This window comes from Actinomadura harenae (genome assembly GCF_003696215.1).
Lineage (GTDB): Bacteria > Actinomycetota > Actinomycetes > Streptosporangiales > Streptosporangiaceae > Spirillospora > Spirillospora harenae.
On the sequence record NZ_RFFG01000172.1, the window covers coordinates 1 to 11914 of the forward strand.

Below are 11914 nucleotides of genomic sequence, written 5' to 3' on the forward strand. Positions count from 1 at the left end.
GCCGGCGAGGACGGCCAGCGCGAACGCGTCCAGCCGGTCCAGGGCGCGGGACACCGCGGCGGGCGTCGCGGCGCGCGCGGCGAGCGCGGTCAGGTCGGCGGGAACGGGCGCGACCAGCTCCGGGCGCGCCGCGAGCACGGCCCGCAGCTCGTCGTCGTCGCGGGAGCGAAGCCAGTCCGCGAAGCTGTCCACCATGGCCCGGGACGCGGCGTCAGGAGGAGGCGGGCGTGCGGTCCAGGTTGACCAGGCCGAGGCCGAGACGGGCCCAGCCGGCCACGAACCGCTTCTCGTCGATCCGGGTCGGCGGCTCGTACATCGACTCGTTGGCCAGCCAGTAGTTCACCACCGCGCCGCCGAGGATCGACGCGATCGCGGCCCAGTCCTCGTCGGAGTCGGCGAACTCGGGCTGCTGGGAGAGCCAGGTGGCGATGCCGTCGTAGAGCGGGTTGACGATGCCCTCGCGCATCTCCGCGACCAGGTTCGGGAACTGGTCCAGGTCGCGGAACAGGACGCGGATGAGGTCCTGCTCCTCGCGCATCTTGGCCAGCCCGGCCTGGCAGGTCATCCGCAGGCGGATCTCCAGCGGCCGTCCCTCGTACTGGAACGCCTGGTCCAGGACGTCGCTGACCTGCTGCCGGGTCCGTTCGATGTGCTCGCGGATCGCGGCCGCGAGCACCTCCTCCTTGGACCGGAAGTGCCGGTACAGCCCGCCCGCGCCGGGCGACAGGCCCGCCGCCGCCTCGATCTCGGCGACCGACGTCGCGGCGTAGCCCCGGTCGGCGAACAGCCGGAGCGACTCGGCCACGATGCGATCGCGCGTAGAACTCGTCATGTCAGTGTGTTCCCTCCGTAAGAAGGCTAAGGCATCGGGGAGCGGGCGTGCCTCAGCCCCGCTCGGCGCGCGCCCGAAAACCCGATCTCCGGGCTCGGCGGCGACGCCGTCGACTAGAGTCGTTGACTTCGCGCCCCCGTCGCCGGGAGGGGCCGGAGCGGGAAGGGTCGTCGATGGCGATGTCTCCGCGGACGGGAGGCCGAACGGGCTTCCTGCCCGAGGATTTCGTGGTCCCCACGCTGGTCGCCGGCCAGGGGTTCCGGATCCGTCCGATCACCGTGCACGACGCCATGCGCGACTACTTCGCGGTCATGGACAGCCTCGACGCCCTGAGCGAGCGTTTCCACGCCGACTGGGGCTGGCCGCATGCGGACCTCACCGCCGAGCAGGCCCTGGTGGACGTGGCGTGGATGCAGAAGGAAGGCCAGCTGCGCCGCCAGTTCACCTACGTGGTGACCAGCCCGGACGAGGAGCGGCAGCTCGGCCGCATCCACGTCCTGCCCGCCGAGCGGGACGCCGAGGACGGCGCGCAGGCCGTCCTGCTGTTCTGGGTCCGCTCCGGCGGCGACCGTCCCGGCCTCGGCAAGGAGCTGGCCGACTTCGTCCGGCACTGGGTGGACGCGTCGTGGCCGTTCGAGGCCGTGCGGATCCTCGACCCGGACGGCGGGCCGTCCGAGCTCGTCCACTCGTCGCCGCTCGAGGAGTTCTGAGCGGCGCGTTCCGAGCGCCGTCCGGTCGAGGGGCCTGAGGGCCGTGTGCTGGGCGCCGTCGCCGTTCAGGGGGCGCTGTTCAGCGGGCGCCGTTCAGGGGCGCTGTTCAGCGGATGCGGCGGACGAGGGCGACGAGGATCCGTCCGATCACCAGGTAGACCACGGCGGCGAGGCCGTAGTTCACGGTCACCTCGATCTTGTGGTTCCTCGGCTGGAAGACGTCCTTGAACTGCCAGGCGAGGTCGTCGGCCCAGCCGCTGATCCGGTGCACCAGCGTGTTGCCGGTGTTGGCGTCGAACGCCACGAAGACGATGTAGACGACCAGGATCAGCACCACGACGGCCGTCACGATCGAGATCAGCATCACGAGCCAGCCGACCGCGCTCTGCCGGGCCGCGGCCGTCCCTCCCCCGCCCGGACCGCCTCCGGCCGGTGGGTCGCCGGGGGCGCCGGGCGGGCCGAGGCGGCGGGTGCGGGACGTCCCGCCGGGGTCGGGCGCTCCGCCGCGCCCACTGCGGGAGGTGGAGTCTCGGTCTTGTGTCATGCACCCTCCTTGGGTCGCGCATGGGACTTTCGAGACCGGCGTTTTCCCTGGTGGCGAGGTTGGCGCAGGGGGCGGCGGGGATAACTCCACCAGGCACCGCCGCAACACCGCACCGCACGAAGCCGCACCGCACGAACCGCACCGCACGAACCGCACCGCCACAACACCGCACCGGTTCAGCACCGGACGCGTACACAGCTCCCGCGCTCTCCTACTCGGATCCCGTCGCATCGCCACTACCGGGAGAGCGCGGGTACGCGTTTGCCCAGAGCCTGGTGTCATCCCAGCGCTCGGTGCTCGTCCAGAGCCCGGTGTTCGCCCAGCGCCCGATGGCCCGTCCACACACGCGGGGGCGTGCGCGGGCCGGAGGGGCGGGCGGCGTACGGCCGCCACCGGCGGAACCGTCATACCTTCCCCTTTACCCTGTGGTGCGTGCCTTACCAAGAGCCCTTCGCCATCGGATTCGACCTCGACCTGACCCTGGCCGACACCCGGGAGGGGATCTCGGCCGTCTACCGGGCCCTCTCCGAGGAGACGGGCGTCCCGATCGACACCGACGCCGTCGTCCGGCGGATCGGGCCGCCGCTCGAGGTGGAGATCGGCTACTGGTTCCCGCCGGAGCAGGTCCCGGAGATGACCGCCCGGTACCGCGCGGTGTACGCCGACATCGCGATCCCCGCGACCGCCGTGATGGCCGGGGCGCGCGAGTCCCTCGAAGCGGTGCGGGCCCTCGGTGGACGCGTCGTCGTGGTGTCCGGCAAGAACCAGCTCGACACCGAGCGGACCGTCCGGCACCTGGACTTCCCCGTGGACGTCGTCGTGGGCGGGCTCTTCGGCACCGACAAGGGCGCCGCGCTGCGCGAGCACCGCGCGACCGCGTACGTGGGCGACCACCTCGGCGACGTGGACGCCGCGCGCGCCGCGGAGATCACCTCGGTCGGCGTCGCCACCGGCTCGTTCGACGTCGCGGCCCTCGTCGACTACGGCGCGGACGTCGTCCTGCCCGACCTGCGCGCTTTCCCGGATTGGCTGACCCGCCGTTACGACGGCCGAAACCCGAACGGTCATCAGGAAGGGCGTCCGGACGGATATTCGGATGCCGTTCCGGACGTTCGCGGGTAGCTTCGGGCCCGTGCCCCGCAAGGGTTTCCGGCGTCCCGGGCGTGTTCTCCGGTGGTCGGCGAGGCATTAATCTTGAGGGCCAACCCAAAGCGAGCTAGACGAGGTTCCCGTGCCCACTGGCAAGGTCAAGTGGTACGACGCCGACAAGGGATTCGGCTTCCTCACCCGCGACGACGGCGGGGAGGTCTTCGTGCACTCCTCGGCGCTCCCCGACGGCGTGACGGCGCTCAAGCCCGGCCAGCGCGTCGAGTTCGGCGTGGTCGAGGGCAGGCGCGGGCAGCAGGCCCACCAGTTGCGCGCGCTGGACACCCTGCCCTCGGTGGAGAAGGCGATCGCCCGGCAGAAGCGCAAGAAGCCGGACGAGATGGTCATGATCACCGAGGACCTCATCAAGCTCCTGGACGGCATCTCCACCACCTACCGGCGCGGCAAGCACCCGTCCCCGGCGGAGGCGAAGAAGATCGCGACCGTGCTGCGCGCCGTGGCCGACGACCTGTCCGCCCCGTAGGGGGACGCCTGGCGGTGTCTACCGGCCGGGCCCGTCGCCGGAGCGGCGGCGGGCCCGCGCGCGGTGGACCAGCAGCATCGTCAGCGCGACGGCCATGACGACCGCGACCAGCATCAACGCGACCCGGCCGTCCACGATCAGGGACAGGGCGAGGCCGAGCAGCCCGCCCGCGACCCAGACCAGCTGGTGCAGGGTCTCCGACACCGCGAGGGCGGACGACCTGATCTCCTCGCCGATCTCCCGCTGGACCACGGCGTCCAGGGAGAGCTTGCCGAGGGTCTGCCCGGCCGCGCCCGCGAACGCCACGGCGAGCGCCGCCCACAGCCCGAACAGGGCGCCGCTCACCGCCGCGACGGCCGTGACGAACGCGAGCGTCGAGTAGACGATCACCTCCGGCGCGCGGGCCTTCATCCAGGCGCCCAGCGCGGTCCCGGCGAGGCCGCCCGCGGCCGCGCAGGCGGCGAGCAGGCCGAGGGCCGCGTTGTGCGGGACGGGCGCGAACGTCTCCTGCCGCAGCACGAACGCCAGGTAGATGATCAGGAAGCCGGAGAACGCGCGGAGCACGGCGTTCGCCCGCATCGCCTCGGCGACGACCGGGCCGACCTTGAGGAGCGTCCGCCAGCGCCGTCTCACGGCGGTGCCCGCGGGCGACGGGGGACGGGCCGCGTCCGGGTCGTCCACGCGCGCGGGCAGCCGCAGGACGAGGACGACGCCGAGCGCGAAGACGAGCGGGGTGAGGCGCAGCAGCCAGTCCGCGCCGATCAGCAGGCTCAGGCCCGCGCCGACCGGGGCCGCGGCCGCCGCCGTCAGCAGGCCCGCGAACGACAGGCGGGCGTTGGCCGTGACCAGCGTGATCCGCTCCGGCAGGACGCGCGGGGTGACCGCCGCCCGCAGCACCCCGAACGCCTTCGACAGCACCAGGACCCCGAATGCCGCGGGCAGGAACGTCACCTGGTCGCCGTGGGGGATCGCGCCCGCCATGGCCCAGCAGAGCAGGCCGCGTCCGGCGAGCGTGGCCGCCAGGGCGTACCGGCGGACGTGCCGCATCCGGTCCAGGGCGGGGCCGATCAGCGGCGCGACCAGCGCGAACGGCGCCATCGTCACCAGCAGGTACAGCGCCACCTGGCCGCGCGCCTGGTCGACGTTCAGGTTGAAGAACAGTGTTCCGGCGAGGGCGACGGCGACGAGGGCGTCCCCGGCGGAGTTCACGCCCGCGGCCTCGATCAGCGAGCCGAGGCCGCTGCCTCCCGCGCCCTGCGCGTAGGTGGCACGGCGTGTGGCCCGTCCGACACTCCGGGCCCCGCCACCGACACGCCGAGCCCCCTCACCGGCGCGCCGAGCCCCGCGCCGGGCGGCGTCGGCGGTCTTCCGGGCGGCCCGGCGGACGCGTCCGAGGGGGCCCGGCCCGTCGTCGCCGGAGGCCGGGCCCGAGTTTGTGGCCGAGGTGTGACCCGCGTCCGCACGCGCGTCCCCGGGGCCGCGCCGTCGGCGGTCGTCAGCGTGATGACCTGCGGATTCGGACATCTGGGCCGGGCGCGCTCCTCGGTCGCGGGCGATCGGCGGGGGGCCTGTGACGAGAGTATGTTCCCGGCGGGGCGGCGATTGACCGTCCGGGGGCCGGGCGCGTGCCCGGCCATGCCCTTCCATGGGCGAGAATTGGAGGGTGAGCCCAACCCGTCAGTCCAGCACCGCGCGTTCCACCGGGTCCCGGTCCGCCGACGGCGGCGCCGCGGGCGGGACGCGGCGCAGCCGTCCGCCCGCCATCGACGCCGCCTGCGCCGAGGCGGTCGACGTCGCCCGCGCAGCGGCCGAGGAGACCGCCGCGCCCGGCCGGGTCGGTGAGCACCTGGGGCTGCGCGCCGAGGCCGAGCGCGTCGTCACCCACTACTTCGCCTGCCTCGACCCGGGCTACAAGGGCTGGCGCTGGGCCGTCACGGTCGCCCGCGCGTCCCGCGCCCGGCTGGTGACGGTCGACGAGTGCGTGCTGCTGCCCGGCGACGACGCGCTGCTCGCCCCGGCCTGGGTGCCGTGGCTGGAGCGGCTGCGTCCGGGCGACCTCGGCCCCGGCGACCTGATGCCGACCGCGCCGGGCGATCCCCGGCTCGCGGCGGGCTTCACCGACACCGAGGACGAGGCCGAGCGGCAGGTCCAGTGGGAGTTGGGGCTCGGGCGTGTGCGCGTGCTGTCGGCCGAGGGCCGCGACGAGGCCGCCGAGCGCTGGTACGACGGCACCGCCGGTCCGCGCGCGCCGATCGCGGCGTCCGCGCCCGCGCAGTGCGCGACCTGCGGTTTCTACGTGACGCTCGGCGGCGGGCTACGACAGCTGTTCGGAGCGTGCGCGAACGGGTACGCGCCCGACGACGGCCGTGTCGTCTCGGCCGACCACGGCTGCGGCGCGCACTCAGAGGCCGTGAACCTCCCGCCCGTGTCCGAGCACGGCCCGCCCGTCCTGGACGAGCTGGACGTCGAGATCGTCTCGGACGGCCCGGAGGACGACGCCGAGGTCGTCACGGTCAGGGCCGAGGTCGAAGTCGAAGCCGACGAGCCCGCGGTCGAGAAGGCCCCCGCCAAGCGCGCCGCGGCCAAGCGCGCCCCCGCGAAGGCCAGGGCGACCAAGACGGCCAAGACGACCAAGCGCAAGGCGCCGAGCAAGGGCCAGAGCAAGGCCAGGAGCAAGAAGGACGACGCCGGGGCGGCGGAGGCCGGCGGCGACGACTGACGCGCCGGCCGTGATGGATTCGTTCGGGACGGACGAGCTGCGCGCGCGTGTCCTGCGGGCGTGGGCCGAGTCCCCGGCGCGGTTCCGCGCCGACGCCAACACCGAAGAGGACTTCGCGCTCGGCGGGTACCGCGACCGGGTCGTGGTCGAGCTGGCGCAGAACGCGGCCGACGCCGCCCTGCGCGCGGGCGTTCCCGGGCGGCTGCGGCTCACGCTGCGCGGGGACGTCCTGACGGCGGCGAACACGGGCGCGCCGCTCACGGCGGAGGGCGTGGAGGCCCTGTCCACGCTGCGCGCCTCGGCGAAGCGGGACGAGGCCGGATCCGTCGGGCGGTTCGGCGTCGGGTTCGCGGCCGTGGTCTCGGTCGGCGACGAGCCGTCCATCGTGTCCGCTTCGGGTGGGGTCGTCTGGTCGCTGGAGCGGGCGCGGGAGCTGGTCGCCGGCGTTCCGGAGCTGGCGTCGGAGCTGGCCGTCCGGTCGGGGCATCTGCCGCTGCTGCGGCTTCCCTTCGGCACGGCCGGGGACGGCGTGCCCGAGGGGTTCGCGACGGTCGTCCGGCTGCCGTTGCGGGACGTGGCGGCGGTCGAGCGCGTCCGGGCCCAGCTCGGCGAGATCGGCCCGGCCCTGCTGCTCGCGCTGCCCGCGCTGGAGTCCGTCGAGATCGACGTGGACGGGGACGTCCGCGAGGTCCGGCTCGGGGAGTGGCGGACGATCGAGGCGCACGGCGAGATCCCCGCCGAGCTGCTGGCCGACCGTCCGACCGAGGAGCGGCTGCGGACGGGCTGGCAGGTCCGCTGGGCGCTGCCCGCCGACGCCGGACGCGTCCTGTCGGTGGAGAAGGCCGGGGTTCCGGGCGTGCTGCACGCGCCGACGCCCTCGGACGAGCGGATCGACCTGCGCGCGCTGCTGATCGCGTCCTTCCCGCTCGCCCCGGACCGGCGGCACGTCGCGCCCGGCCCGCTGACCGACTTCCTCGTCGAGCGCGCCGCCGACGCCTACGTCGACCTGCTGCGTGATCTTCCTGCCGGGCCCGAGGTGCTCGACCTCGTTCCGGGTCCGGTCGGGGCCGGGGAGCTGGACGCGAGGCTGCGCCGCGCGATCCTGGCCCGCCTGCCCGAGACCCCGCTGCTGCCCGGCCCGATGCGCGGCCGGGACGCCGTCGCCGTGGACGCGCCGCCGCCCTTCCTCGACCTGATGGCCGAGGTCATGCCCGGCCTGCTGCCGCCGGGCTGGCCGGTCCGGAACCCGGCGCTCGACGCGCTCGGCGTCCGGCGGATGGAACTGGCCGACGTCGTCGACGCGCTGGTCTCGCTCGAACGTCCGCCGGGCTGGTGGAGGTCGCTGTACGCGGCGCTGTCGGGGGCGTCCACCGACGGCCTGGGCGCGCTGCCCGTCCCGCTCGCGGACGGACGCCTCACCCGCGGCCCGCGCGGCACGCTGATCACGTCCGGGGACATCGGGGCGCTGGAGCCGCTCGGGCTGCGGATCGTCCATCCCGAGGCCGTGCACGGGCTGCTGACCAGGCTCGGCGCGATCGAGGCCGGGCCGCGCCAGCTGCTCGCCGATCCCGCCGTCCGGGCGGCGGTCGAGGAGTCCTTCGACGCCGAGGACCCGGACGCGCTCGCGGGGGCCGTCCTGACGCTGGTCCGGGACGCCCGGCTCGACCCGGGCGACGAGCCCTGGCTGGAGCACCTGGCCCTGCCCGCCGACGACGGCGATCTCTACGCGGCCGGGGAGCTGCTGCTCCCGGACAGCCCGCTCCACACGATCATGGCGGACGACGCGCCGTTCGCGACCGTCGCCGCCGAGCCGGTCGAGCGGTTCGGCGCCGAGGCGCTCGCCGCCGCCGGGGTCCTCTCCGGCCCGGCGACCGTCCGCGCCGAGGACGTCAACGTGATCGGCCTCGCCGACGCCGCCGACACCCTCCACCTGGACGGCGAGGATCTCTGGGCCGAGGACGTCCTGCGCCGCACCGGCGACCAGGACCTCCCGCCGCTCGTGCCCGAGTTCACCGCCGTCCGCGACCTGGAGCTCGTGCACGACTGGCCCGCCGCACTGGGCCTGCTGGCCCGTCCGCCGCTGCGCGCCGCCGTCGTCGAACCGGCCCTGGTCAGCGTGGACGACGGCCGCCGGGTGACCGCGCCGTCCTACACCGCGTGGTGGCTGCGGCGTCATCCCGTCCTCGGCGGACGCCTGCCCGGCCAGTTCCGCATGCCGGACGGCTCGGACCTGCTCGGCGGCCTGTACGACGAGGCGCCGGACGGCCTGGACGAGGGGTTCCTGCTCGCCCTCGGCGTCCGCACCACCCTGGACGATCTCCTCGACGAGCCGGGCGGCACCGCCGAACTGCTCGAGCGCATGGCCGACCCCGGCCGCGAGATCTCCCGCGGGCACCTCGGCGTCCTGTGGACGGCCGTCGCGGGCGCGGTCGCCGCCGGTGACGCGCACGAGGTCGAGCCGCCCGAGGCCGTCCGGGCGATCGTGGACGGCCGGGTCGAGGTCGTGGACGCCGCCGACGCGCTCGTCCTGGACCGTCCCGACCTGCTGCCGCTGCTGACCGGCCAGCCGCTGGTCATCGCCGGGTCCGGCGGTGCGGGCGCGCTCGCCGAGCTGCTCGACCTTCCGCGCGCGAGCGACGAGATCGGCGGCGAGGTGTCCGGGCCGGGGACGCGGACGGCCGTGCCGGAGATCGTCCGGGCCGTCCTGCCGGACGCTCCGGACACCTACCTGGCGCATGATCGGCTGACCGTGGACGGTGTGGACGTCCCGTGGTGGGCGGGCGACGGCGAGGTGCGCGCGTCCGGGCCGTCCGGGCTGGCACGCGCCCTGGCGTGGACGACGGGCGCCTGGGCCGACCGGCATCTCGCCGAGGCCGTCCTGCGCGCCCCGGAGGACGCCGCGACGCTCCTGGCCGAGGCCGACCTGGAGGCGTGACGATCTCCGTCCGGCGGCCTCTGGTGGCGGCGTCCCGGAGCGTGATCGCGCGCTGAGCGGTCCGGCCGGGCTCAGGTGTTGCTCTTGGCGTCCCGTTCGGCGGCGCGTTCGGCGACGAGCCGGGCCCGGGCGGCCTGGAGGCGCGGGATGTACCAGATCGCGAAGAGGCCGCAGCCGATGCCGACGGCGCAGACCCACAGCCACCAGCGCTCGTCCGAGGGCAGGCCGACGACCAGCAGCACGGCCAGCGCGACCGCCCAGGCGACCGTCCCGGCGATCGCGATGTGGACGTCGTTGGTCGCGAGCGGCTGCGGATCGGGGCGGCGCGGACGGCTCATGCGCTCAGCCTAGGCGCTGGGCGCCCCTGTTCGGCCGTCACCCCCGGTTCCAAAGCGCCGCCGACGTGGGACGATGGAGACAGGGACCGCAGAGAGGGCATCTGACCGTTGGACACCACCACCGCCGGCCTGGCCGAGGAGCTGCGCATCTCCGTCGCGCGCCTCTCCCGGCGGCTGCGCACGCTGCGTCCGGCCCGTCCCGAGGAGGCCCGGCCCCCGCTGACCCTCACCCAGTTCGCCGCCCTCGCCGCCCTGGCCCGGCACGGTTCCATGACGCCGCGCGAGCTGGCCGACCACGAGAAGGTCCAGCCGCCGTCGATGACCCGGGTGATCGCGTTCCTGGAGGACCAGGGCCTGCTGGAGCGGACGCCGCACCCGACCGACGGGCGGCAGGCCGTCCTGGCGCCGACCGAGGCGGGGCACACGCTGCTGGCCGAGGAGCGGCGGCGCAAGGAGCAGTGGCTCGCCCGCCGCCTGAACGAACTCACCGACGAGGAGCGCGACATCCTGCACCGGGCCGCGCCCGTGCTGGACAAGCTCAGCCGCTCCAGCTGACCCTGCGCCCTGGTTGACCTGGGGTTTCGCCTGAGTGGCCGCTCGGGCCGGTCGGCGCGTCGCACCGTCCCACCACCTCTTTGTCACCTTTCGCCCGGATAGCGGAATGTCCGGCACGGGCATATCGTTAGCAATGTAAAAGACTTTGCGGGTGGTGGAGGTGTGTCCGGGTGGGCGTGGCCCTCGGGACCGGGACGGCGGCGGAGACGGATACGAAGACCGAGACGAAGATGATCGAGACGGCCGAGATCGAGACCACCGGTGTCGAGACCGCAGGTGTCGAGACGGTGGAGATCGAGACCGGGACGGAGACGAGGACCGGACGGACCGAGGGGTTCGCGGAGAAGGAGGAGGGCGAGGCGCGGAACGGCATGTTCCGGTCGCTGAGGAACAAGAACTACCGGCTGTACGCCGGGGGACAGGTCGTGTCCAACACCGGCACCTGGATGCAGCGGGTGGCGCAGGACTGGCTCGTCCTGCAACTGGCGCACGGGACCGGCGGCATGGCCCTCGGGATCACGACCGGGCTCCAGTTCCTGCCGCTGCTGCTGTTCGGGCTGTGGGGCGGCGTGATCGCCGACCGGTACCCGAAGCGGCGCGTCCTGATGCTCACCCAGATCTCGATGGGGCTGCTCGCCCTGGTGCTGGGGACCCTCGCCGTCACCGGGACGGCCCAGGTCTGGCACGTCTACGTGCTGGCGTTCCTGCTCGGCCTCGCGACCGTCGTGGACAACCCGACCCGGCAGGCGTTCGTCGTCGAGATGGTCGGACGCGAGGACCTGCCCAACGCGATCGCGCTGAACAGCGCCACGTTCAACGGCGCCCGGCTCGTCGGGCCCGCGGTGGCCGGCGTCCTGATCGCGGCGATCGGCACCGGACCGGTGTTCTTCGTCAACGCGGCCTCGTTCGGGGCCGTCCTGCTCGGCCTGTACCTGATGCGGACGGACGAGCTGAACACCGTGGAGCCCATCGCCCGCGCCAAGGGACAGCTGCGCGAGGGCCTGCGCTACGTGCGCGGCCGCCCCGACCTGATGCTGGTGCTCGTCCTCATCGGGGTCGTGTCGATGTTCGCGATGAACTTCCAGATCACGGTGGCGCTGATCTCCCGGCAGGTGTTCCACTCCGGGGCGTCCACGTTCGGGCTGGCGTCCACGATGATGGCGGTCGGCGCGCTCACCGGGGCGCTGCTGGCGGCCCGCCGCGCGGCCCGGCCGCGGTTCCGGGTGCTGATCGGCGCGGCGCTGGTCTTCGCGGCCCTCGTCACGGTCGGCGGGCTGATGCCGACCTACTGGTCCTACGTGCTCTCCCTGGTGCCCGCCGGGATCGCGATGATGACCTTCACGACCTCGGCGAACGCGACCATGCAGCTGGGCGTCGAGCCCGAGATGCGCGGCCGTGTCATGGGCCTGTACATGCTGGTCTTCCTCGGGACGAACCCGCTGGGCGCGCCGATGGTCGGCTGGATGTCGCAGATGTTCGGGCCGCGCGCCACCGTCGTCGCGGGCGGCCTCGTGGCCCTCGTCGCGACCCTGGCGGTCGCCGCCGTGGCCGTGCCCCGCGCCGAGATCCGGCCGCGCCTGGCGCGCCTGATCGAGGCCACCGCGGGACGCTGACGCCCACGCGCGGGACGCCGACGCCGCACGGGCGGGGC

The 11914-nt window shown here is 74.3% G+C and carries 11 protein-coding genes and 1 pseudogene; 7 read left to right on the plus strand and 5 right to left on the minus strand.

From position 1 onward, the window contains the following. Window positions 1-195, minus strand: a 195-nt coding sequence (locus tag EBO15_RS41010; protein ID WP_233616820.1) for a hypothetical protein, incomplete at its 3' end; no start/stop codon positions are given. A gap of 16 nt (window positions 196-211) precedes the next feature. Then, on the minus strand, window positions 212-832 hold the full coding sequence (locus EBO15_RS41015) for a TetR/AcrR family transcriptional regulator (protein ID WP_199745147.1): 621 nt from the start codon (window positions 830-832) through the stop codon (window positions 212-214). A gap of 173 nt (window positions 833-1005) precedes the next feature. On the opposite strand from EBO15_RS41015, the gene EBO15_RS41020 reads away from it, so the two are divergent. Continuing rightward, window positions 1006-1542, plus strand: coding sequence for a GNAT family N-acetyltransferase (locus tag EBO15_RS41020; protein WP_199745148.1), 537 nt, complete (start codon window positions 1006-1008; stop codon window positions 1540-1542). 106 nt (window positions 1543-1648) lie between these two features. On the opposite strand, the gene EBO15_RS45625 is transcribed toward EBO15_RS41020, so the two are convergent. Further along, a complete protein-coding gene (locus EBO15_RS45625; protein ID WP_199745149.1) occupies window positions 1649-2086 on the minus strand; it encodes a hypothetical protein in 438 nt (145 codons plus the stop codon). A gap of 432 nt (window positions 2087-2518) precedes the next feature. On the opposite strand from EBO15_RS45625, the gene EBO15_RS41030 reads away from it, so the two are divergent. Continuing rightward, window positions 2519-3208: an HAD family hydrolase gene (locus EBO15_RS41030; RefSeq protein ID WP_233616821.1), complete on the plus strand. Its 690-nt coding sequence runs from the start codon at window positions 2519-2521 to the stop codon at window positions 3206-3208. Window positions 3209-3317: 109 nt separating this feature from the next. Continuing rightward, window positions 3318-3716, plus strand: a complete 399-nt coding sequence (locus tag EBO15_RS47180; protein WP_122199848.1) for a cold-shock protein — start codon at window positions 3318-3320, stop codon at window positions 3714-3716. Between the two features lie 18 nt (window positions 3717-3734). Here EBO15_RS47180 and EBO15_RS41040 read toward each other — a convergent pair whose 3' ends face one another. Then, window positions 3735-5240: an MFS transporter gene (locus EBO15_RS41040; protein WP_122199849.1), complete on the minus strand. Its 1506-nt coding sequence runs from the start codon at window positions 5238-5240 to the stop codon at window positions 3735-3737. Window positions 5241-5478: 238 nt separating this feature from the next. Here EBO15_RS41040 and EBO15_RS41045 point away from each other — a divergent pair. Next, window positions 5479-6228: pseudogene (locus EBO15_RS41045) on the plus strand (DUF3027 domain-containing protein); the annotation flags it as partial. Window positions 6229-6448: 220 nt separating this feature from the next. Then, window positions 6449-9370, plus strand: a complete 2922-nt coding sequence (locus EBO15_RS41050; protein WP_122199851.1) for a sacsin N-terminal ATP-binding-like domain-containing protein — start codon at window positions 6449-6451, stop codon at window positions 9368-9370. A gap of 71 nt (window positions 9371-9441) precedes the next feature. Here EBO15_RS41050 and EBO15_RS41055 read toward each other — a convergent pair whose 3' ends face one another. Next, complete coding sequence (locus EBO15_RS41055) at window positions 9442-9708, minus strand: DUF2530 domain-containing protein (protein ID WP_122199852.1); 267 nt, start codon at window positions 9706-9708, stop codon at window positions 9442-9444. 108 nt (window positions 9709-9816) lie between these two features. Here EBO15_RS41055 and EBO15_RS41060 point away from each other — a divergent pair, with 108 nt between their 5' ends. Together EBO15_RS41060 and EBO15_RS41065 are read left to right on the plus strand one after the other, a co-directional pair. Next, a complete protein-coding gene (locus EBO15_RS41060) occupies window positions 9817-10263 on the plus strand; it encodes a MarR family transcriptional regulator (protein WP_233616822.1) in 447 nt (148 codons plus the stop codon). A gap of 371 nt (window positions 10264-10634) precedes the next feature. After that, on the plus strand, window positions 10635-11876 hold the full coding sequence (locus EBO15_RS41065) for an MFS transporter (protein WP_122199856.1): 1242 nt from the start codon (window positions 10635-10637) through the stop codon (window positions 11874-11876). Window positions 11877-11914 lie beyond the last annotated feature (38 nt).